The 20,783-nt window shown below is 67.3% G+C and carries 21 protein-coding genes, 1 tRNA gene and 1 pseudogene; 10 read left to right on the top strand and 13 right to left on the bottom strand.

Annotated features, from left to right (window positions below):
- Positions 1-4: 4 nt before the first annotated feature.
- The 3 genes from AC2CHG_RS08915 to AC2CHG_RS08905 all read right to left on the bottom strand — a co-directional run bounded on the left by AC2CHG_RS08915 (position 5) and on the right by AC2CHG_RS08905 (position 2,542).
- Positions 5-259, bottom strand: coding sequence for a hypothetical protein (locus AC2CHG_RS08915; RefSeq protein WP_091426450.1), 255 nt, complete (start codon positions 257-259; stop codon positions 5-7).
- On the bottom strand, positions 256-1,872 hold the full coding sequence (locus AC2CHG_RS08910) for an FtsK/SpoIIIE domain-containing protein (RefSeq protein ID WP_484524531.1): 1,617 nt from the start codon (positions 1,870-1,872) through the stop codon (positions 256-258). The genes AC2CHG_RS08915 and AC2CHG_RS08910 overlap by 4 nt, the downstream gene beginning before the upstream one ends.
- Positions 1,873-2,146: 274 nt before the next feature.
- On the bottom strand, positions 2,147-2,542 hold the full coding sequence (locus AC2CHG_RS08905; protein WP_484524530.1) for a transcriptional regulator: 396 nt from the start codon (positions 2,540-2,542) through the stop codon (positions 2,147-2,149).
- Between the two features lie 181 nt (positions 2,543-2,723).
- Between AC2CHG_RS08905 and AC2CHG_RS08900 the strand changes: the two genes are divergently transcribed.
- Both AC2CHG_RS08900 and AC2CHG_RS08895 read left to right on the top strand, forming a co-directional pair.
- Positions 2,724-4,217 (top strand): pentapeptide repeat-containing protein, encoded by a 1,494-nt coding sequence (locus AC2CHG_RS08900; RefSeq protein ID WP_484524529.1) that lies wholly within the window; start codon positions 2,724-2,726, stop codon positions 4,215-4,217.
- A gap of 65 nt (positions 4,218-4,282) precedes the next feature.
- Complete coding sequence (locus tag AC2CHG_RS08895) at positions 4,283-4,726, top strand: hypothetical protein (protein ID WP_484524528.1); 444 nt, start codon at positions 4,283-4,285, stop codon at positions 4,724-4,726.
- Here the strand turns inward: AC2CHG_RS08895 and AC2CHG_RS08890 are convergent.
- From AC2CHG_RS08890 to AC2CHG_RS08875, 4 genes are all read right to left on the bottom strand, one after another.
- Complete coding sequence (locus AC2CHG_RS08890) at positions 4,710-5,486, bottom strand: glycosyltransferase family 2 protein (protein WP_366625028.1); 777 nt, start codon at positions 5,484-5,486, stop codon at positions 4,710-4,712. The two genes, AC2CHG_RS08895 and AC2CHG_RS08890, sit on opposite strands and share 17 nt — an antisense overlap.
- Positions 5,474-6,295, bottom strand: a complete 822-nt coding sequence (locus AC2CHG_RS08885; RefSeq protein WP_366625030.1) for a GntR family transcriptional regulator — start codon at positions 6,293-6,295, stop codon at positions 5,474-5,476. The genes AC2CHG_RS08890 and AC2CHG_RS08885 overlap by 13 nt, the downstream gene beginning before the upstream one ends.
- A 149-nt stretch (positions 6,296-6,444) precedes the next feature.
- Positions 6,445-6,771, bottom strand: coding sequence for a precorrin-4 C11-methyltransferase (locus AC2CHG_RS08880; protein WP_366625032.1), 327 nt, complete (start codon positions 6,769-6,771; stop codon positions 6,445-6,447).
- Positions 6,772-6,781: 10 nt separating this feature from the next.
- Entirely contained in the window at positions 6,782-7,288 is a 507-nt protein-coding gene (locus AC2CHG_RS08875) for a hypothetical protein (protein ID WP_366625034.1), read from the bottom strand.
- A 362-nt stretch (positions 7,289-7,650) separates the two neighbouring features.
- On the opposite strand from AC2CHG_RS08875, the gene AC2CHG_RS08870 reads away from it, so the two are divergent.
- Positions 7,651-8,091 (top strand): GntR family transcriptional regulator, encoded by a 441-nt coding sequence (locus tag AC2CHG_RS08870; RefSeq protein WP_484524527.1) that lies wholly within the window; start codon positions 7,651-7,653, stop codon positions 8,089-8,091.
- Between the two features lie 55 nt (positions 8,092-8,146).
- Here the strand turns inward: AC2CHG_RS08870 and AC2CHG_RS08865 are convergent, their stop codons facing one another.
- The 3 genes from AC2CHG_RS08865 to AC2CHG_RS08855 form a co-directional block, all read right to left on the bottom strand.
- A complete protein-coding gene (locus tag AC2CHG_RS08865) occupies positions 8,147-8,617 on the bottom strand; it encodes a hypothetical protein (protein WP_484524526.1) in 471 nt (156 codons plus the stop codon).
- A gap of 51 nt (positions 8,618-8,668) precedes the next feature.
- Positions 8,669-11,404: an HD domain-containing protein gene (locus AC2CHG_RS08860; protein WP_366625040.1), complete on the bottom strand. Its 2,736-nt coding sequence runs from the start codon at positions 11,402-11,404 to the stop codon at positions 8,669-8,671.
- A gap of 715 nt (positions 11,405-12,119) precedes the next feature.
- Positions 12,120-12,203 (bottom strand) — tRNA-Tyr (locus AC2CHG_RS08855).
- Positions 12,204-12,350: 147 nt separating this feature from the next.
- On the opposite strand from AC2CHG_RS08855, the gene AC2CHG_RS08850 reads away from it, so the two are divergent.
- From AC2CHG_RS08850 to AC2CHG_RS08830, 5 genes are all read left to right on the top strand, one after another.
- Positions 12,351-12,845, top strand: coding sequence for a YajQ family cyclic di-GMP-binding protein (locus tag AC2CHG_RS08850; protein WP_194801435.1), 495 nt, complete (start codon positions 12,351-12,353; stop codon positions 12,843-12,845).
- Between the two features lie 233 nt (positions 12,846-13,078).
- Positions 13,079-13,522 (top strand): YunG family protein, encoded by a 444-nt coding sequence (locus tag AC2CHG_RS08845; protein ID WP_484524525.1) that lies wholly within the window; start codon positions 13,079-13,081, stop codon positions 13,520-13,522.
- Between the two features lie 118 nt (positions 13,523-13,640).
- Positions 13,641-14,990 carry an MFS transporter gene (locus AC2CHG_RS08840; protein WP_484524524.1) on the top strand — a complete coding sequence of 450 codons (1,350 nt, stop codon included), beginning with the start codon at positions 13,641-13,643 and terminating at the stop codon, positions 14,988-14,990.
- A gap of 65 nt (positions 14,991-15,055) precedes the next feature.
- Positions 15,056-15,562, top strand: a complete 507-nt coding sequence (locus tag AC2CHG_RS08835; protein WP_484524523.1) for a SigE family RNA polymerase sigma factor — start codon at positions 15,056-15,058, stop codon at positions 15,560-15,562.
- Positions 15,543-16,058, top strand: coding sequence for a hypothetical protein (locus AC2CHG_RS08830; RefSeq protein WP_484524522.1), 516 nt, complete (start codon positions 15,543-15,545; stop codon positions 16,056-16,058). The genes AC2CHG_RS08835 and AC2CHG_RS08830 overlap by 20 nt, the downstream gene beginning before the upstream one ends.
- Positions 16,059-16,062: 4 nt before the next feature.
- On the opposite strand, the gene AC2CHG_RS08825 is transcribed toward AC2CHG_RS08830, so the two are convergent.
- Positions 16,063-17,322, bottom strand: a complete 1,260-nt coding sequence (locus tag AC2CHG_RS08825) for an MFS transporter (protein ID WP_262013105.1) — start codon at positions 17,320-17,322, stop codon at positions 16,063-16,065.
- A gap of 315 nt (positions 17,323-17,637) precedes the next feature.
- On the opposite strand from AC2CHG_RS08825, the gene AC2CHG_RS08820 reads away from it, so the two are divergent.
- A complete protein-coding gene (locus tag AC2CHG_RS08820) occupies positions 17,638-18,114 on the top strand; it encodes a DUF6065 family protein (RefSeq protein ID WP_484524521.1) in 477 nt (158 codons plus the stop codon).
- Positions 18,111-19,301, top strand: a complete 1,191-nt coding sequence (locus tag AC2CHG_RS08815) for an MFS transporter (RefSeq protein WP_484524520.1) — start codon at positions 18,111-18,113, stop codon at positions 19,299-19,301. The genes AC2CHG_RS08820 and AC2CHG_RS08815 overlap by 4 nt, the downstream gene beginning before the upstream one ends.
- A 100-nt stretch (positions 19,302-19,401) precedes the next feature.
- Here AC2CHG_RS08815 and htpX read toward each other — a convergent pair whose 3' ends face one another.
- Together htpX and AC2CHG_RS08805 are read right to left on the bottom strand one after the other, a co-directional pair.
- On the bottom strand, positions 19,402-20,280 hold the full coding sequence (htpX, locus tag AC2CHG_RS08810; RefSeq protein ID WP_194801442.1) for a zinc metalloprotease HtpX: 879 nt from the start codon (positions 20,278-20,280) through the stop codon (positions 19,402-19,404).
- Positions 20,281-20,429: 149 nt separating this feature from the next.
- Positions 20,430-20,783: pseudogene (locus tag AC2CHG_RS08805) on the bottom strand (NADH-quinone oxidoreductase subunit N); the annotation flags it as partial.

Here is a 20,783-nt window from a genome sequence, read left to right as displayed (position 1 = left end):
GGGGCTACCTCCGGTCCGGGGTGACGCGGGTACGGATGTGGTCGGGTGGGTCGCCGAGGGAGGCGACCGCTTCGGAGAGGCAGCGCCACAGCGCCCACGCCTCGTCGGGGGTCAGGTGCATGCGGCGCCGGCCACCGCCGACGGCGAGATAGACCGGGTACGGGTCGGGCCGGTCGGGGTCGACGCGGACGGATACCGCCGTGCTGCTCGCGCCGTCCGGGTTCGGTGCGCGGAGCCGGTAGAAGGTCGGGGCGGTCACCGCGACTCACCCCCGTCGGCGTCGAGGATGTTGCGCAGCGCGTCCGGCAGCAGTGGCCCGCGACGCTGCCGGGGCAGGGCCGGCCGGACCGGTTCCGGCGTCGACTCGCGACCGACCTGGGCGAGGATGTCCGCCGCGTCGGCCGGAGCGGGGTATTCGCGGGCGAGGTCGCGGATGTGGTCGTCGGTGACGTACGAGAAGCGGACCCGCATCGGTTCCGGGGTGCCGTCGAGGATCACGTAGCCGACGCCCTTGGCCCATCGGGGCATCTGGTCCGCCAGTGCGCCCCGGTTACGGGCACCGTCGCCCAACACGAGGTCGACCTGAGCCGCCTCGGTCAGGCCGAGCGCGATGCGAGTCGGGAACAGATCCCGGAACGGCAGCACCTCCTTGCGGGGATCCTGCAACGCGGCGACCACCAGGACTCCGACGCCAGCACCCTGGGACAGCAGCAGCCCGAGCGAGCCGGCGATGCGCTTGCGCAGCTCGACGTCTTGCAGATACGCGGTCAGCGCGGCCATCTCGTCGATGACGACCACGACCAGGGGGTCAGCCTCGGTCGGCGTGTGCACCCGGACCCTGCCGGCGAGCCGGGTTTGCCTCTCCCGCATCACGGCCACGGCCTCGTCGAGGAGATCCGCCATCGCCTCGAAGGACTTGCACGCGAACCGGGCGAACAGCGGCCGGCCCATGGCGAATTCCATCCCGCCCTTGGGGTCGATCACCCAGAGCCGGACCAGGCCGGAGGTGATGCCGCCGGCCAACGCGCGGACCAGCGACCAGAGCACCGAGCCCTTGCCGGACCGGGTGGCTCCGCCGATGAGGACGTGCGTGGCGAGGAGGTGCAGGGACCAGGTGCCCAGGTCTTCCCGCCGGGCCAGCGGCAGCGCGGTGAAGTCGGGGACGGGCGGGGCGTCGAACGGCGCCACGACAGGCCGCAGGGCGTCGGTGCGGACGAGGACCAGGTAGACCACGGTGGGCCGGTCCCGGAACCGCACCCGGTCGGCCAGCCGCAGCAGCAGCGCCCAGTAGCCGGTACGGGTCGGCGGGCCGGCGGGCCGCTCGGAGTAGACCCGGGCGTGCCGCCGGCCGAAGGCGTACGCGAGATTGGCCGTGACCTGTTGGAAGTCGGCCGGGGTCTGCCCGCGGACCATGCGGATGGTCAGCACGTCGAGCGCCTGATCCGAGCGCACGCGCAGCAGCTCGGGTAGGACGGCGCGACGGTCGTACGTCTCGGCCAGGCCGCACAGGGTCATGGCCTCGCGCCACGCCCGCCCGTAGACGAAGACCTGACGGAACCGGCCGAGCAGCGGCCCGGCGCACCACCGCCACCAGGACGCTTCGTCCCGCCACCGCCACAGGGCCGACACCACCGAAGCCAGGACCAGCGGCACGACCAGGCCCGCCCAGCCGTAGTCGACGTAGAGGACGACGGCAAGCACGACCAGGCCGACGGTGACCGGGTGGCGCAGGCACCACCAGCAACCTCGGGCGAGCCAGCGCAACACAAGGACGAGCACGGAAGCCCACATCGGCAGCTCGAACCGCTTCGGCCGGATCACCAGCAGATCCCCGGCGGTCGTCATCACCACCTCGCCACGCGGCCGACGCATCATCGAGCACCCCGCAGCGACACGAACCGACCCGACGAGTCCCGGACCGGAGGGAACGGAAGAACGAGCTGCCCGACGCAGAGCGGGCAGCGGTCACCGGCACCGCCGGCCGGGTCGAACCGGGACTGACACACGCCGCACCGAGGCTGAGCCGGAGCAGGCGAACGCCTACGCTTGGACACGTCACTACCTCTCTCGACAGAGCAGGGGGAAGAGACAGAGGGCGGGGCTGCCGTCCGCCAAGACCTGACAGCCCCGCCCCCACCTGATGCGGCTACGCCGCCGCCTTCTTGGCCACGCCCGCCGGAGCGCGCATGCCAGTCGCCCGCAGCGAGTACGCCATCCGGTTGTTGTTGGTCACGTACGGCGTGACCGTCATGCCGTCGAACTCCACCGCCTCGAACGGGGCGCCCGTCGGCGGGACCGGCTGGTAGTCGGCGGAGATCTTGACCGTCGTCTCCCGGGACCGCTTGCCCAACTCCGGGTCCAGGTCCATCACCCGGACCTGCCACACCCGCTGGCCGGTCAGCTTGTCCTTCGCCGGGCTACGCCGGCCCGTCTTCTCGTCGTAGTCCTCGACCTCACCCAGGGACTCGGGGACCAGGGCGCATCCCGCCGGGAACACGTCCTCACAACGCACGGCGAACCTCGTACCGCCACGCAGAGCCATCGCTCAACCTCCAGGTTGTTGGCATGTCTGCCAAGTTGAGACACCAAGGTAGACGGCACTTGGCAGACAAGTCAACAAGTTTCTCCGGGTGAAGCGGGCACTCAATTGCCCTCTAATGAGGCATTTGTCAGGTGACTGCCCGGGGACCAGCGGTCACGCGGGCGTAAGGGATTATGTTTCCGTGACTATTCGCGCATCCACGGCCCTGCTGATCTCCGGAGCGGTATTATTATTTCTGGCTCTCCTGACTCCCGTGCCGACCGAGTGGTGGCTTAAAGCGTTCCGCGAGCTATCCGATCTATGGCTTGCTGTTGCAATCGCGGCGTTCGGCGTAACCGCTTCGACCTTCGGGATGTGGTTTCGTCGGCGCGGCAGCCCGGGAGAAACTCCCTCCGCCGCCCCACTACCTCCGGACCGGCAACTCAGGCCTATCCAATCGTGGGTAATTCCCGCAGGAGCCTTGGTTGTTGTAGTCGTTACCTGCACTGCAACCTTGTGGCTGCAATGGGCAGTACCGAAGGACTCCAACTCGCAGAAGGCGCAGCTAAGAATAGATGCCATTCGGACCGGCCTATCGGTAGGCGCAGGCACCGCTGGTTCTCTTGCGCTACTGCTAGCGCTTCGTCGTCAGCAATTGGCGGAGCGCACTCAGCAGGCAACCGAGTACGACGCGGGCGAGAAGCGTGTGACAGAACTATACGTTAAGGCAGCAGAACAACTGGGTTCAGAGAAGGCGCCTGTCCGACTTGCGGGTCTTTACGCGCTCGAGCGTCTAGCACAGGCCAATCCAATGCATCGACAGAGCATCACGGAGGTAATTTGCGCGTACTTGCGGATGCCACTTCCGCCCGCGCCGACCACAGCTGAAGCAGCAAATAATTTGGCCGAACATGCTCAGCAGGAAGAGAAATGGTCTGGCGAACGGCAAGTTAGGCTTGCAGCCCAGAGGCTTTTAGTCAGGCATGCCAAGCATGACGTGCAGGGCGCCCCTGAGGGGATGTTCTGGGGTAATCTCAACCTTGACTTGGCAGAGGCCACCCTGATTAATGCTGATTTCTCCGGAACTCAAATTGGCGCCTTGAACTGCAGGGGATCGAAATTCGTTGGCTACGCTAGCTTCAGGGGGGCAACATTCCACAGTCGACCCGACTTCCAGGGAGCAAACTTCGACGCCGAGGCGAGTTTTGCAGGGTCTCGATTTATCTTAGGAGCAGACTTTATCAAAAGCCACTTCAAAGATACTGTCCGGTTTGCGAGATCGCAGTTCGAAGGAGAAGCAGACTTCACCTCAGGCGCTTTCGAGGGCGCCGCCCTCTTCGATAACTCTTCATTCAAAGCTGATGCCGACTTCTCACATTGCACCTCCCGAGGCAATCTCCGCTTCTCTAGAACCAAGTTCGGCAAGGACGCATGGTTTGAAGGCAGCAGGTTCCACGAAAGGCTGGCATTCGATCGGGCAACCTTCGGTGGAGATGCGAGCTTCGACAGCGCAAGATTCGAAGGGCAAATTTTCTTTCGAATTCTCGAAATAGCTGGTAATTTTGACTTCACCGCAGCAACCGTCATCAAGAAGGAGGGATCTCGCGCCAACACGTGGCCCAACGGGTGGAAGGAGTCTGCAGCAGGAGATAGAATTGAAAAAGACCCAAAATTTGAGATTGATTCGTCCGAATAAGAGTTGAGCCGCTTCTCGCGCTGCGGCACTGGATTAAGAATTCCATTAGCGGGTAATGCGGTGACATGGATAGACAAGAGCAGTCAGTTGAACTGACGCATTCCCGCCCACAGGGCGTCGATGACTTGACGGTAGAGGCTCTGGGCGAGCTGAGCAAAGCGTTAGAAACCGTTCACCGGGTGCGGGGCCACCTCTACTCCGCACATCAATTGGTCGGCGGCGCAGATCTAACCCTTAATGCTGTGGTCGAGCTGATGCGCAAGGCCGGCCACGACGAGGTCGCCGACCGGGTCGAGCACGAGCTGTTGGGCCGCAACCTCCTACCCGGCCGTTGGACGTTCCAGATCGTGGAGGAGTTCGGCGATGGCTACTACGCGGCGTTCCAGGAGATCGAGCGGGACGCGCGGGAGAAACTGGTCGGCGGCCGGCGGCACATCTACGAAGCAGAGATGAAGGAGCGGCGGCGCACCCACGGCATGCCGGGGCATGAAGCTACGCCAGAGGAGTGAGCGATAGACCGTTCGGCAGCATCGAGGCTAGGGCATTGGCTCTGGCCTCGATGATCCTCATGCGGGCCTGATACTCAGCTGGTTCCCGGTGCGCAGCCTGGCTGGTGACCTGGCCGGGCCACTTGCGGTAGAGCAGCCCGTACTCCCGGGTGAAGTAGCCGGCGCTGACGGCGTTGGCGGCGAGCAGCAGACCCGTGTCCTCTGAGGCGGGAAGCGCCATCCAGCCACCCAGGGCGAAGACGAGATCCCGCCGCAGGCACAGCGTCGCCGGGTGTACCGATGCCCGATAGTCGTTGGCTTGCCAGAACGACAGGACCGCACCGCGGTCGACGACCCCGCCGGCTGGATCCTTGTCCCATCCGGCGGTTGACCCGTCCGGCAGCAGATCGAGTACCCGCGAAGTGGTCCAACCGATACGCGGGTGCGCGTCGAACGCAGCGATGTCCCGGGCGAGCGCACCGGGGGTCAACTGGTCGTCGGCGTCCAAGACCTTGATGAGGTCACCCGAGACCCGGGAAAGCGCGAGGGTACGGGCAACACCAGGCCCACCGGGGCGGCCGGTGCCGAGGCTGATCCGGGGATCGTTTGGCAGCGCGTCGACCAGGGCACCGCTCTGCCCGTCCTCCTGGACCAGCCACTGCCAGTCCCACCCGGTGGGCATCTCCTGCTTGGCCAACGACTCATAGGCGCCAGCAAGGTACTCGGTGCTGGGCGCGTGGACCGGAGTGATGACCGAGACGAGCTGCGTCAAGTTTTCCACCGCTGGAGTTTGTGGGAGTAGACAAGCTCGGTCCGGTCGCCCGGCATCACCACGTCGGCCACCTCGACGACCCGGCCCGTGGTGTCGACCGAGGTCTTCCGGACGGTGAGCACGGAGACGCCCGGGTCGATGTCCAGAAGTTCGGCCTCGTCCGGGGACGGCGGACGTGCCCGGATCTCGTCGTCGATCCGGTCCAGCTCGATGCCGAGCGTGTAGAGCTGGTGCTGTGTGCCGCCGGGCCACGGTTCCTTGCTCTCGTCGAGCAGGTCCGGGTTCGTGGCAACCAGGTTGTACGGCAGGTAGGAGTACGACACGGTCAGCGGCGCGCTCTCGCGGCGGGAAGAGGTCCAGTAGACGCGGCGCAGCAGTGGCGTGCCCGGGTCGACCTGCAAGGCCGCCGCCATCTCCGCATCCGCCTCCACCTGGGAGTACTCGGCGTGGAACTTGAGGTCGTCGACGGTCAGGCCGGTGTCATGCTCGGTGGCGCCGGTCTTCAACCGCTCGGCCTCGTCGAGCAGGACGCGGTCCTTCTCCCACTGGTACCGTTCGCTGTTGCGACGGCGTACCCGCTGGCGAGGTGCCCGGACGTAGGTGCCGCGCCCCTGCTCGGCCCGGACCAGGCCCCATTCACGGAGCTGCCGGATGGCGTTGCGAACGCTGGTACGGGAGAGGCCGGACGACTCGGCCAGCTCGGTCTCGCTCGGCATGAGGGTGCCCGGGGCCATCTCTCCGGCCATGATCTTTACCCGCAACTCCTCCGCGAGTTGCAGGTAGCGAGGGCGCCAGTCCCGGCCATGCACACCGGTCACCGTACCCCCTAGACGTTCCAACGTCTGCCAGGTGGTCCCGCCTGCCGGCCGTTCGGGCACCGGAGGCACCGCAACCGCCGCGCGCGACGACTTGGTCCGGCGAGGGCCATGAGTACGTGGGGCAGCAGCGCCCCGAGGGCTGTTGGCGGTCACCGATTCTCCCCCGTCTGTCCGCGGCGACCAAGCGGTGTCAGCATCACCTGGCGCGCGTGCGTCAGTTCCTCTATGAGCCGGTCAACCTGCGCCGCCGACAGGAGCACGGTTTGCGTCGCGCCGTAGCGGGTCGCGTCGAGCTTGACGGCCAGGTCCCGGCGCGCGAACCGGTCGACGAGCAGGCGGACGCTGACCCAGCCGGTCCGCTCCCGCCCGATGGTGGCGAGGAGCCCTCGGTGCATCGGATCGTTCGGGCCACAGCCCCGGCACCACACTGGGCACACGACCGGCGCGACCGACGACGACGGCTGCCCCTCGGTCACGGGTACGCCCTCACTCATCGTCGGCCCCCTGGACGCCGGCCGCCTGCGCCAACAGGCCCCGAAGCTGCTCGACCAGTTGGGCAGCCTGCGACAGGGACAACTCCGCCCAGGCGCTCCCCGCCCGGCACGTCGCGTGAACGCCGACCACGGGACCGAGAGCGTCAGCCCCGATGAGATAGGTGACGACGAGCCCGCCGGCTCGGGAGTCGCCGACCCGCTGCATCGGACCACGGTGACGGCGGGCCATGTGCGCCAGCACCGGTGGCACCAGGTAGCCGCAGCGGTCCAGCGCACACCAGTCCGGGTGGCTCACGACGGCGGCCGGCCTACTCGCACGCCTCATCGCGGCCACCGCCCACCGTTGCCCCGGTAGAGCTGCGCCCGCGTCATCAACGGCGCGCACCGCAGCGCGGGCAGCTCCCGCGTCGGCTCCGTCGACCACCACGGCGACGGCCCGGGCGAACGTGCCGGGACGTTGCTGCCGGCGGCCCGATCCGCGGGACGTCTCGACGGCCACCAGGACGAGAACCAGCCACGACGACGATGAGAGCCGGACATCGCACCTCCACAGGTAGGCGAGGACCGGTGGCCGACCACGGGAGAATGCAGCCGGCCACCGGCCCGGATGAAGGCACGGCGCACCGTCCGACGCAGACGGGTCGGGTATCGCCGAGCCAACGTGTCCGCGCGGCTACCGCAACCGGTCCAACAGGACGCCGCACGTCAGATGTGACCAGGACTGACGCGACACCACCCTGACACGAGCCGTCACCCTGGCCGCACACCCCGAAACGTACCTACAAGTGGACGAGTTGTCTACAAGTCGAAACGGGTCCTGAGTTGACACTTGGTAAGACAAGTGCCGGGTACGGTGAGCAGGTGCCCACCCCGCACTACGGACAGCCCCGCTACCGCGTGATCGCCGACGAATTGAAAGAGCGCATCGAGACTGGCATCATCCGCCCCGGAGCGCTCTTGCCAACCGAGGGTGCCCTCACGAGCGAGTTTCGAGCGAGCCGGGGAACGGTTCGTCGAGCTATAGATGTTCTGCGGGAGGCGGGTTTGGTCGAAACCCAGCATGGCCGTGGGAGTTCGGCAAGAAACAGCGGGACAAGCCGCGAAGCAACGGAATTCTTGGAGCCTGAATTTCATGAGCGCGAAATAAGGGCCGACCCAGCGCTTGCAGCGCTATTCAACATCGAGGCCGGCGCGATCCTGCTCGAATTGGAGCGCATCATCCGGCGAGACGGTGTAGTTCAATCGGTAATTAGACGCTATAAACGCCCCCAGAGAAAAGAGCCTAGCGGACGCACAAGCTGAGGCAGCTGCTAGCAGCATGGCATCCATGAGGCGAGATCGATGGTGTTCTCAGTTCTCATTCAAACGCCGCCATAAGGTGCAGAGCCAAAATCCACATAGCCAGCGTCGATGCACAAATGAAGCCTATTACCCAGGTTTCGTACCACCTAATGAAGCTTCCCCACCGCGGTGCCGCCCGGAAGTCAGCGCCCGCGATCGCATTGACCAACTGACACTCTTCCCGCCGGTAGTCCATCCACGAAAAAACGCCAGCAAGAACCAGGAGAACAGCGAAAGTTGCGGCCAAAGACAGCAGTATCATCAGCCCAATTAGACCATCCCGAGCAAACGCTGGACTAATACCCCAGGATCTATATCCCAAGAATAGACCGATAGATGCGGTAGCCAAGCTGGTTGCAATCGTCTGATGCAAGGCCAAGAATCGATGAGTATTCTGGTTGTTGGCTTCTATTTGACGTAAAATGTACCTGTATCGTTCAAGCCGAACCTCGTAGGCGAGGTCGATTTTGTCCAGGTCGGCAGCCACATTTTTTCCTTCCTGGTGATCCGCTCGTTGGCCGATAGATTCGAAGGCAGTTTATGGTCGATGCAGACGATATGCATCGACACGCGCCTCTCCAACGCCATCGAGGCACTCAAGAACCAAGCGACGATCACCCGATTCATCGAAATCCAAACACTCAAACCTATCGGCCAAAGCCAGCGGTTGACACTCCCAAGCGAGCAGGGCCGCCTCTAGAATTATTTTGGTTGACCCAACTTTTCCTGTGTGATGCCACCACCTGCGTGGATTCCACTTCCCGCGCTCAACCGCACCGAATTCAGAGAAGCGGCTATCCTTAGGTGCCTTCAATATCTCCGGCGGGAAGAACCAGCGAGGATAGTCGTACACGATTGCGTGACTGGGGAGAATAACTTGCCTCCCTCTCGTCTGGTCGATATACATCGCCGTGCCGTCTTCACGGTGAAATACATGCAGCTCCCAGGAAGGAATCATGACTAGCTCGTCGCAATTTCGAAGCATGGCGACAAGATCAGCCGGAAGAATCTCGCCCCCTTCCACGAAGCCGCACGGCAGCAATGGGACATCTGCGCCAACCGATCGGGCAAGGTCACCGGCGCCATATCTGCTACGCGCCGTTGCAAACTTACTTCTGCGAACTAGTTCGGCCTGCGACTCGGCCCACCGCCGCAACTCGTCTGTTGTAGCTACAGGAAATGCCGAAAGACGATCCGCTTTAAGCGGTGCACCGCAGAACGCTCCGAGGCAATCATAAATGTGATGGGCATGAAATCCTCCGACGTACACCTGCGCTCTCGGAGACGGCCACCACCAGAGATCCTTGACGGTTTCAGATTCTAGACCAGATGCCAAGAGGGCTCTACCAATGATGTCGCCGTTCTCATCTCGAAGCTCGCGGGCATGCTCCGCAAAGACATCCTCGTATGCGTCATACATGGCTTGCTCGGCCGGATCCATTTCGCTACTTTGGTAGATTCTGCGAAATAGATCGCGTGGAGGAAGTGTCTTCCAATCGTTTCCTCGTAGTAACGTCTCAACGCCTACACCCTCGTCTGGTCCGTCGAGTTGAATGTCAACATCGGCGAGAGCGCAGAGCTCTAACAGAAGGCTCCTCAGCATATGGGTGCGTGACTTGTTCAGGATGTCAGTCTGGAAGAGTCCATCATCGGAGAGTGGATCATGTTTGAGCTTCGCTCGGAGAACCGTTCCTCCACCGTGCAACCGCTCACCCTCCTCGGCAACGCGCAGAAGTGGCCGCGTACTCAGGCCGTTCGGGAAGACCAATATGTTAGTCTCTGTTGCTGCGTCGAAATGCTTTAAGCTTTTAACCTCGACGTAGTCGGCAATCATAAATATTGAAAAGAATCCGATCCCAAATTTTCCTGTCGACTTAAAGCCGCGAGAAATTAGGCCGGGGTATTCGCGAGCCATCTCAGTAGACTGCCAATGGGAGTAACCAAAGTCGGTAAGCGCCGAAACCAGCCTTTCAGCGCTCATTCCTATTCCCCGGTCTTCGACCGTCAACCAGAATGACTCGCCTTCTTTCTTCATGCGCACCAGCACAGCGAGGTCACTGCCTCCATAAAGACGTGATCTGGCGCGAACCGCATCCGCGGCATTAGCTACAGTCTCCCTTAATGCAATCTCGGGGCGATTACCATACAGCTCCTTCCCGCCTAGTCGACTTACCACGTCGCTTACTTGGGATACTCGAAGAGTCGCGTCAATCGGCCGCCATCCGGACGTGGGAATGAAGCGCGCCAGCCGATCAGGAGACTCCGCTCCGGCAACTGATCTGACAAGGAATCTAGCTTTACCCAGGTCTGCGCAGAGAGCATCCACCTTGCCAAGCTCGCGATCAATCATGCCGATGGCATCGAAGGCCAACCACCAGGCCGCAGCTTCACTGACCTCGAATACTTGATTCGAGGTGTACTCCAGCCGATCAGCAGTCACCCGAGGCCTAGTCAGGCGTTGCTGGAAATACCAGTGGCGATTTGATTCACCCGTCGGCCTCCGAAACGCATGAAGATATGTAGGGGCACGCCTACTGTCGATATGAACCGCATCAGCTAAGCGTAATATGCAAGCAATTTTTAGTGTGTCGACGTGCCAGTTGTCCGGGTGTCGCGCGTAAGAACCAAGAACATTCGGAAAATGATTCGGCAAATCATCTACATCAAACCAGTGGCTGTGGGCTATACGTCCTATAGTGGGACCGAATGCGGTTCGGAGTTCCGTGTTCTCAAGAAGTGGAAACTCGCTGCCGCCCGGGATGCGAAAACGTTGGGATACGAGCCGCTCGGCTTGCTTGGCGTGGCGAAGCCGAAGTACGGTCGATATCGCATCCTCGCGAGCTATCTTGCGTAACGGATCTTCGTCGTCACCCGAGGAGCTTGCAGCTTTTAACTTTGCCAGCGCCATCGCAAACAGATCATCGTATATTGGATCAGCTACGATTTCGTCAACTCCACCTGGAAATGCTGCTAACCCCATCCCCAGGTCATGCAGGAGAAATGCTCCCCCCATGACGAATGCCTCGGCGGGATTGATAGGGAAGTTGTCCCCAGTGAGCAGTGATGCAGTGTCCCACAAGGCATCAATGTGCTCGATTGAGTGATCGGTGAACATGGGCATCGATGCAGCGATCTCGCCCGCTAGGTCGCGCACGACCGACCTGAATTGTAGATATGAAGCACGGAGCTGGTCGCGCTGCGCACTCCCAGGTCCCGCGTCGTCTGATCCTAAGGTTCTTAACCAAAGCCGCGATTGCATGAAGTCGGTCGTCATGGTGTCCCTGTTAGTGGGCAGCAAAGTAACGATGCTAGACAGCGTGGGGCGCCCATCCTGTCCAAGATCTTTCACCGGCTGAGCATGCAGCTTGTCCAACCCTGTGGTATGGGGCTCCGTCGAGGGTTCTAACGCCAACAAGTAGGACTGAGATGAGCTGCCATCGCTCTCTCGAACCCGGCGCGAACGGATTAGCCGAGAGGGGCATACGAGCGCGTGAACAGGAGTGTGTGAACAGGAGCGCGACTGCCGGATTGTTCTGTTCTGGATCAAGGCACCGCGCTTCGCGCGGTGCGGGGCGGTGAGCCCGGCCGGCGGCAAGCCGCCCCGGCCGCCTACGGCGCCGGGGCGGTCAGCCACCGAGGACCGCCGGGCAGCCGCCCCACGACGGAGATTCCACAGGGCCGCTACCAGCTCCAGGCGGTACGGAAGCCGACCAAGTCAGCCAGCAACCCGCTCAGGGCTTCCGTCTGCCGCGCCAGTCCACACCCCGGACTGGCTTGCCCCCGGCCCGTCTCCCACAGGTACAGACCGCCTCAGCCGCTCAGGCGACGCCGTCCGCGACCCCAGCGCCCGGACGAGCAAGCGGCAAGATCGCCCCGCCCACCATCTGCCCACAACCAGTCGTCAACGGCTGGACTCAGCCGGACTCGGCCAGAACAACGACAACGGCCCCCGATCAGCATCTCTGCTGGTCAGGGGCCGCATCTGCACCTGGTGGCGGGTAGAGGATTCGAACCTCTGTAGCTTTCGCGACGGATTTACAGTCCGCTCCCATTGGCCGCTCGGGCAACCCGCCAGGGCACCCCACCGCGTCGCAACGCGGCGGCGGAAGCAAGGATAGCGGTTGCCCCCGGCACTGCCGCAACCGGGTACCGTCAGGAGGTCCCACGCTGGTCAGCGCGGGACGGACCAGGACATACCGCCGGACAGCAGGAGCATGAGCATGGCAGCGAACCCGTCGTTCGACATCGTGAGCAAGGTCGACCGGCAGGAGGTCGACAACGCCCTCCGCCAGTCGGAGAAGGAGCTCTCGACGCGGTTCGACTTCCGCGGCACCGGTGCCGAGATCACCTGGTCGGGAGAGGAGGCGATCAGCCTCCAGGCGGAGACCGAGGAGCGGGTCCGGGCCGCGCTGGACGTCTTCAAGGAAAAGCTGGTCAAGCGGAACATCTCGCTGAAGTCGCTCGACGCCGGCGAGCCCAGGCAGTCGGGCAAGATCTTCAAGATCGACGCCAAGGTGGTGCAGGGCATCGACTCGGACAAGGCCAAGGCGATCAGCAAGAAGATCCGCGACGAAGGCCCGAAGGGCGTGCAGGCGCAGATCCAGGGCGACCAGCTCCGCGTCACCGGTAAGAAGAAGGACGACCTCCAGGCCGTCATCGCCCTGCTCAAGGGCGAGGACTTCGGGCTGGCGCTCCAGTTCACCAACTACAGGTAAGGCTCGACCACCCTGGCAGGTCAGGGCATAGGTCACGCCGTCTGGCCTCGCGGGCCTCGTCGCCACTGGTCGTCGTTCGTCACTACTGCGTGGCGACCGACGGCCGGGCGGCGACCCCGCACCCACCCGCTCAGGCAACCATGAATAAAGCCGGCACCGGGCACCTCTTGATGAGCGCCCGCTGGCGGGGATGTTCTTGACTCTCGACCCGGTCGAGGGCCGACCCTTCCTGGATGACGTCCGAAGAGCGCGCCCAACCATCAGTCCCGCTCGCGATCGACCTGGAGATGCTGCGGCCGGTGCTGCGCAGCGGCTGGGGAGCGGATACCTGCGACCCACACGATGTGCGGGATTGGCACGCCGGCAACCCGGCCCGTGGTCAATGCGGAGTGACCGCCTTGATCATTCAGGACCTGCTCGGCGGAGAACTGATCCTGGGCGAGGTCCTCGCCGGGGACGCCAAGATCGGCTACCACTACTGGAATCGACTGGCCGACGGCCGCGAGGTCGACCTGACAGCTGACCAGTTCCAGCCGCCGGAAGTCGTCGTCGGCGGTCAGGTCCAGCAACGCCCGCCGGGCCCACCTGGGCGATGCCGCCGGCAGTACGAGATCCTGCGGCACCGCGTCTTCGCAGCCCTCTACGGCGGCAGATCAACGCAACCCGCTCACCTGTGACGGCGACGTCGGCAAAGACCACGGTTCAGCCACGACCGGCGGCCGGACCGCAACGGTCGTCTTCTGCCCTAAGGCGACTTCCTTGGGGTACCGGCCGGGTATGAGGTCGGGTGGGAGCATGACCCCCGCGATGCTCCTCCCCTACCGCCCGGTGCTCGGTCAACCGGTCCTGCGCCGGCTGCTCCCCGGGCTCGCGACATCCGCTCTCGGTGACGGGCTCGCCCTTGTCGCGGTGACGTGGCTGGCTCTGCAACTCGCCCCGGCCGGGCAGCGCGGCACCTGGACCGCGTTCGCGGTGGCCGCGTACACGCTGCCGGGCGCGGCCGGCACGCTGCTGCTCGGGCGGTGGCTGGGTGGCCGGAGCGGGGCCCAGCTCGCCGGCTGGGACGCGACAGTGCGCGCCGCCGCGTTGGGGGCGATCCCCGCCGCCCACCTCGCCGGGGTGCTGGACGTCCGTCTCTACGTCGTCCTGCTCGCGGTGTCCTCGCTGCTGCACCCGTGGGGGTCGGCCGGTCGCTTCACGCTCGTGGCGGAGTTGCTGCCGCAGCGGCACCACCTGGCCGCGAACGCGCTGCTCGGCGTGTTCGGCCAGGCGGCGACGATCGTCGGCCCGCCGCTGGCCGGCCTTCTCATCGCCTGGGCCGGCGCGGTGTGGGTGATCGCCGTCGACGCGGTCAGCTTCGCCGTGCTGGCCGCCAGCTACCGCCTGGTCGTCCGCAATCGAGAAGCCGCCGCTGTCCGTGACCGAGCAGCCCCGGCCGGGGCGGGACCGTCGCGTACGTCGGGATTCCGGATCATCGGGCGAGACCGGTCACTGCTCGGCCTGCTGTCGCTGTCCTTCGCGTTCTTCTTCCTCTTCGGACCGTTCTACGTCGCCATGCCGGTGCACGTCACCGACGATCTGCACGCCTCCGCCGGTACGCTCGCGGCCTACTACACCGCGTTCGGCGTCGGCTCGCTGCTCGGCGGGCTGCTCACCGGTCACCTGCGCGGATGGCCGCCGCGGACCACGCTCGCCGGCATCGTCGCGCTGTTCGGCGCCGCGCTGCTCCCGCTCGGCCTGGGCGCGCCGGTCGTCCTGTCGCTGCCCGCGTTCGCGCTCGCCGGCCTGGTCTGGGCGCCCTACCAGCCGACTGCGACGGCGTTGTTCCAGCGCCGCGCCGGCACCGTCGACCTTCCCCGCGTGCTGGCTGCGAACGGCGCGGTCACCGTGCTGGCGGTACCGCTGGGCACGATGCTCGGCGGTCCGGCGACCGCCGCCTTCGGGGCACGCCCCACGCTCCTGGCGTGCGCGGTGACGATCCTCGCCCTGGGTCTGGCCGCCGCGACGACCGCCGCACGCCCCGGCCGCCCCGGAGCGCAGAACACGGAGCGGACCGGGCCGGCGGGCCCGCACGACCAGCCCGGACCGCACGCCCCGTCCGCACGGGTGGACGCGCCAGACCGGGTACGACCCGGAGCGACCTGATCCGGGTGCAACCGCCGGAGCCGCATCGGGGTGTCGAGTGGTGAGAGCGGATACGGGAGGTGGGCATGGACGGCCCCGAGGACTTCGACGCCTTCTACACGGCGACCGCGCGGCGGGTCGTGCACCACGTCTACGCCCTCTGCGGCGACCTGGCCGAGGCCCAGGACGTGACGCAGGAGGCGTACGCGCGGGCCTGGCAGCGCTGGTCGGCAGTCGGGGCGTACGAGGATCCGGAGGGCTGGGTGCGGACGGTGGCCTGGCGCCTGACGGCCAACCGGTGGCGCGGCCTGCGGCGCTGGTTGGGCGCGCGGGCCCGGCTGGGCCGGCAGGCGCCGGATCCCGGGCCCAACCCGGACCGGGTGGCGTTGCTGACGGCGTTACGCCGGCTGCCCGACGCGCAGCGGCTGGTCGTCGTCCTGTACCACCTCCACGACCTGCCGGTGGCGGAGATCGCCCGGAGCACAGGTATGCCGGAGGGGACTGTCAAGTCGTACCTGTCCCGGGGCCGCGCCGCGCTCGCCGTTCTACTGACCGACGACAAGGAGGAAGTCGATGTCGGCACGCATTGGTGAGGCTCTGCGGGAGTTGGAGCAGGACATGACCGGGCTGCGGCTCAGCCCGGCGGCCGAGGTGCGCGCACGGGGGCGCGCCAGGAGCCGGCGACAGGCCGCGATTCTGGCGGGGGTGGCCGCGGTGACCGTCACCGGCGGCGCCGCGAGCATGGCGGCGCTGTCCGGACCGGCGACGCCGATGCCGGCCGCCGGCAGCGCGGCCACCCCGTCCGCCACGGCGTCGGCCGCGTGTCAGGCCGACCCTCCGGTACGGCTGGACGTCGTCTTCCGGCCCGGCGCTGCCACGCCGCAGATCGGGGAGGTCGACTACCGGATCGGGCAGGCGCGCGGGGACACCGGGCTGCGCTGCGGTGGCAGGACTGTCGCGGCTCGGCCGGACGGCGACGGCCGGGTCGTCCTGTCGGTGCTGCTGGCGCAGGGTGAGGACCCGGCGCCGATCCGGGCCGCCGTGGAGAAGCTGCCCGGGGTGGAGCGGGTGGTGACCGCCGGCGGGTGAGCGGTCAGGCGGCGAGCGTCTGCTCTGCGCGTACCGCTGTGGCCTCGGCCCGGGCGATCGGGCCGCCTGGCAGCGCGGCGACCGCGGCCCCGACGGCGACCGCCACCCCGGCGAAGACGAACGCCCAGGAGACGCCGCCGGCGTGGTCGATGATCAGGCCGGCGATCGAGCCGCCGGCGGCGCTCGCCGCGACCGACATGGTCACCACCCAGGTGTACGCCTCGTTCAGCATGCCGGCCGGGGTGATCCGCCCGACGAGCGTGTTCTCCAGGGTGAGCGCGGGGGCGATGGCCGCGCCGCCGAGCACCAGCGCGACGCCGAGCGCGGCCGGGCCGGGCATCACCGCGAAGACGGCGAAGCTGGCCGCGACGGTGCCGAGCAGCCAGGCGAACTGGCGGGTCATGTTGGCGGCGGGCTTGCGTACGCCGAACCAGAAACCACCGATGGCGCTGCCGATGCCCCAGACGGCGAGCAGCACGCCGGCCAGGCTCTCCGGGTCGTCGGCGCCGGAGTTCCCGGCGAAGGCCGGGACGATGACGCCGGAGGCGCCGAACGCGATGCCGAGGCTCGCCACGCAGAGCAGCAGCGCGGGGAAGCCGCCGAGCCGCAACGGGCCGAGGCCCCGCGCGTGGTGCTCGCGGGGGTGCGGGCGCCAGCCGCGCATGACCCGGCCGAGCGCGACGGTGGCGGTGCCGACAAGGGTGACCACGGCGGCGCCGACGAGCGCGGCGGAGGCGTCGGCGAACAGTACGAAGCCGGCCACCAGCAGCGGGCCGATCACGAACACGACCTCGAAGAGGGTGGTCTCGGCGGCGAGCGCGGTGTTGCGCAGGTGCGCCCGGCCGGTGGCGGGGGCGGTGAGGTCGTTCCAGGCGCCCCGGATCGCGGCGGTGAGCGGCGGGTACGTGGCTCCGGCGACGCCCGAGGCCAGGTAGATCAGCCCGAGGTTGCCGCTGTCGGAGCGGGTGGCGACGAGCAGCCCGATCAGGGCGAGCGGGTGGGTGACCGCGGTGAGCAGCAGGACGGGGGTGGGTCCGACCCGGTCGGCGATCCGGCCGGCGACCGGGCTGAGCGCGGCGCCGGAGAGCGCGTAGATGCCGCCGGCGACGGCGGCCAGGGAGTACCGGCCGGTGACCTGCTCGACGACGAGCAGCAGCGCCAGCGGGGTCATGCCGATCCCGAGCCGGCCGATGATGCCGAGAACCAGCAGCATCGGCGCGCCGGGGATCCGCCAGACGCCCTGGTACTGGCGCAGTGCGGCCACTGTGTGCACCTCCGGGAAGTAATGAGTGAGTCAGCCTTCGACCCTAACGCTCCTGCTGGGCGGGGCGGTGGTCGAGTCGGTCACATCGGGCTGCCGGCGCGGGGCTGCCTTACCCGCCGGGAACGAGTAGGTTCGGTGATCGAACGGAGTCCATGCCTACGGCGGGTCGGCCGCCGCCGTGATCGGAGGTCGGATGAGCGGCATGGCTGTCGCGCCGCTACGGGTCGAGATCTACTCGCTGTACGGCGACGCCCGGCCCGCCGAGCCCGCGTCCGCCACCCTCCGGGGTTCACTGCCGGTCCGTGCGGTCCAGCAGTGCCCACCGGTGGCCCGCGCGCCCCGCACACGATCGAGATGGTGACCGGGGTGGTGGCCCGCACCTCCCCCGGCTGGTGCCTGCTGGCGCGCGGGGTGCCGAACTGGCCGGCGCAGCGCGGCCTTCAGCTCTACGACGGCGTGGTGGAGACCGACTGGTACACGTCGTTCCTGCCGACCATCCTGCGCCTGACCGAGCCGGGCCACGTGGTGCGGCTCTACCGGAACATCCCCCTGATGTGCCTCCAGCCGGTGCACCGGTCGACGCTCGCGGCGTCCCGGCAGGCCGAGCTGGTCACCGGGCAGGGCATCGCGGAGTGGCCGGACGACCTGTGGGAGGACCTGGTGGCGCTGCGCCGCCGCCGGCAGGATCCGCAGATCCGCGGCAGCTACCGGCGGGAGCAGGCCCGCCGCCTGCGTGAGCGGGCCGACTACGAGCCGGTCGGCGTCGAGGAAACGGACCCAACGGATCGATGACCGGCACCGCGACGCCCGCGCCCGGTTACCGGGCCCTGTTCCGGCATCCGGTCGCCGCCCGGTTACTCGTCGCCCGGGGTGTCTCCGAGCTGGGCGACTTCGTCGGGCTGGCGGCCCTGCTGCTGCTCGCGTACGACCAGACCGACTCGGTCCTCGGCCCGGCCGCCGTGTACGCCGCCCGCACGGTGCCCGCCCTGCTCGTCGCGACGGTGTTCAGCGGCTGGCTGGACGTGCCGGCCCGGCGCACCATGCTGGTCGGGCTCTCGCTCGCCGGTGCGGTGCTCATCGCCGTACCGGCTGCGGTGCCCGAGCCGGTGCCGGCGATCGTGGCGGCCGGGCTGCTCGGAGCGGTCCGGGCCGCGTACGCGAGCGTGCACGTGGCGATCACGGCCGAGGCGGTGGAGCCGCCGCTGCGGCTGCCGCTGTTCGGGCTCTCCGCGTTCGCCAACCAGAGCGGCCAGGTCGTCGGCCTGCTCGCCGGGGCCGGTGTGACGGTGGCGCTCGGTCCCCGGGTGGCGCTCGTGATCGACCTGGTCTCGTTCCTGCTCGCGGCGGCGATCCTCGCCGGCCTTCCGGTACGCCGGCAGGAGCACCGGGGTCCACGGCCGCCCGCCACCGCCGGTATCCGGATCATCGCCGCCCATCCGGTGCTGCGGGGTGTGGCGCTGCTTACCCTGGCCACAGTCCTGTCCGGCGGGCTGCCGGAGACGCTCGCCCCGGATCTGGCTGCCGGCGGATGGCGGCCGGTCGTGCTGGCGGCGTCGTCGTTCGGCGGCGCGGTGTTCGTGCTCGTCGTGGGGCGGCGCGGCTGGCTGGCCCGGGTGACCGGTCAGGTGGTGGCGGCGAGCGCGCTGGGCGCCGCGCTGCTGCTGGCCGGTCTGCTGGTGGCCCTCGACGCCCCGGCGTGGGCGCTCGCCGTGGCGAACGCGCTCGTCGGAGCGGGCGGCGGGTGGCTGATCGGGGCCCAGGCCACGTTCGCGCGGCTGGCGCCACGGGAGCGGATGGGGCAGGTGGAGGCGACGATCGTGGCCGGCAACATCGTCCTCTCCGGGGTCGGGATCTTCCTGCTCGGCGGCGTGGCCGTGCTGCTCGGCCCGGCCGTGGCCTACCTGGCGGCGGGGGTGGTGCTGCTCGCCGTGGTGCTGGCCGCCCGGCCGGACCGGCTCCCCGAGCCGGCCGCGTCCTGACGCCCGGCCGGACCGGGCTGCCCGGCCGGATCTGACGGCAGGGCCCAGACACAGCGCCGCCCGCGTCCGGGTGGACGCGGGCGGCGTCGTGTCACGCGGGTCAGCGCTGGAACTGCACCGGCCCGGAGTTGCGGGCCATCTGCTCCAGGCGGGCCACCCGCTGCTCCATCGGCGGGTGGGTGGCGAACATCGCGGCGATGCCGCCGCCCCGCTTGAACGGGTTGTCGATCATCAGGTGCGCGGTGCTGGCGAGCTGGCCCTGCGGCGCCAGCGGACGCGCCTGCGTACCCATGTGGATCTTGCGAAGGGCGCTGGCCAGGGCCAGCGGGTCGCGGCTCAGCTCGGCGCCGGACTGGTCGGCCTGGAACTCCCGGCTCCGGCTGATCGCGAGCTGGATCACCGTGGCGGCAATCGGGCCGAGGATCAGCGTGAGCAGCAGCACGGCCGGGTTCGGGCCGTCCTCGTCGTCCGAGGAACCCAGCGGGATGAACCAGGCCAGGTTCGCCAGCATGGTGATGATGCCGGCCAGGCCGGCCGCCACGCTGGAGATCAGGATGTCCCGGTTGTAGACGTGCGACAGCTCGTGGCCGATCACGCCACGCAGCTCCCGGTAGTCGAGGATCTCCACGATGCCCTGGGTGACGCAGACCGCCGCGTTCTCCGGGTTACGGCCGGTGGCGAACGCGTTGGGCTGCGCGGTCGGGCTCACGTAGAGCCGGGGCATCGGCTTGCCGGCCTGCGTGGAGAGCTCCCGCACCATCTGGTACAGCTCGGGGAACTGTGCCTCGCTGACCGGTTGCGCCTTCATCGAGCGCAGTGCGAGCTTGTCGGAGTAGAAGTAGGTGACGCCGTTCATCAGCAACGACACGACGACGGCGATGACGAGACCGCCGCTACCGCCGAACCAGTAGCCGATCGCGAGGATCAGCGAGGTCAACAGGCCGAGCAGCGCTGCGGTCTTGAGACGGTTGTGATGCACGATCTCTCCTTCGGTGCACGGGCCCTTGCGGGAGGCCCGCTGACCGGTTCAACACACCGGTACCCGTCAACCATCCGGCTCATGGCTGAAAGTTGGCTGGATGTTGCTGTGCGCAGGCTGAAGCGGTCGCCCATCCGGGCAGGAACCGGTCAGCGCGACGCCACGTCCAGCACGAGCTGCGGTGCGAAACCGATCACCACCGCGGCGACCGTGGCCACTCCGAGCGCCAGCACCACGGTCCGGGCGGGCCGGACCGTCGCCACGCCGGTCGGCGTCGCGTAGAGCGACGCGGTGACCCGCAGGTAGTACGCCAGGCCGATCACCGCGTTCAACGCCACCACGAGCGCCAGCCATCCCGCGTGCCCGGCCAGCAGCGCGCGTACCACCGTCACCTTGGCGAACAGCCCGGCCAGGCCCGGCGGCAGCCCGGCCAGCCCGATCAGCGCCAGCGCGAACGCGCCGCCCACCCACGGGTGCCGCCGCGCCGCGCCGCGCAGGTCGGC

It is taken from the genome of Micromonospora sp. ATLC20 (assembly GCF_057196585.1).
This window is presented reverse-complemented; position numbering and strand designations above follow the sequence as displayed.

Bases quoted from the DNA above. Each gene is read 5' to 3' on its own strand.
- AC2CHG_RS08860 (WP_366625040.1), bottom strand. From the start codon at position 11,404: ATGACGACCGACTTCATGCAATCGCGGCTTTGGTTAAGAACCTTAGGA.
- AC2CHG_RS08835 (WP_484524523.1), top strand. From the start codon at position 15,056: ATGGACGGCCCCGAGGACTTCGACGCCTTCTACACGGCGACCGCGCGG.
- AC2CHG_RS08830 (WP_484524522.1), top strand. From the start codon at position 15,543: ATGTCGGCACGCATTGGTGAGGCTCTGCGGGAGTTGGAGCAGGACATG.
- AC2CHG_RS08850 (WP_194801435.1), top strand. From the start codon at position 12,351: ATGGCAGCGAACCCGTCGTTCGACATCGTGAGCAAGGTCGACCGGCAG.
- AC2CHG_RS08910 (WP_484524531.1), bottom strand. From the start codon at position 1,872: ATGCGTCGGCCGCGTGGCGAGGTGGTGATGACGACCGCCGGGGATCTG.
- AC2CHG_RS08845 (WP_484524525.1), top strand. From the start codon at position 13,079: ATGACGTCCGAAGAGCGCGCCCAACCATCAGTCCCGCTCGCGATCGAC.
- AC2CHG_RS08905 (WP_484524530.1), bottom strand. From the start codon at position 2,542: ATGGCTCTGCGTGGCGGTACGAGGTTCGCCGTGCGTTGTGAGGACGTG.
- AC2CHG_RS08815 (WP_484524520.1), top strand. From the start codon at position 18,111: ATGACCGGCACCGCGACGCCCGCGCCCGGTTACCGGGCCCTGTTCCGG.
- AC2CHG_RS08840 (WP_484524524.1), top strand. From the start codon at position 13,641: ATGACCCCCGCGATGCTCCTCCCCTACCGCCCGGTGCTCGGTCAACCG.
- AC2CHG_RS08895 (WP_484524528.1), top strand. From the start codon at position 4,283: ATGGATAGACAAGAGCAGTCAGTTGAACTGACGCATTCCCGCCCACAG.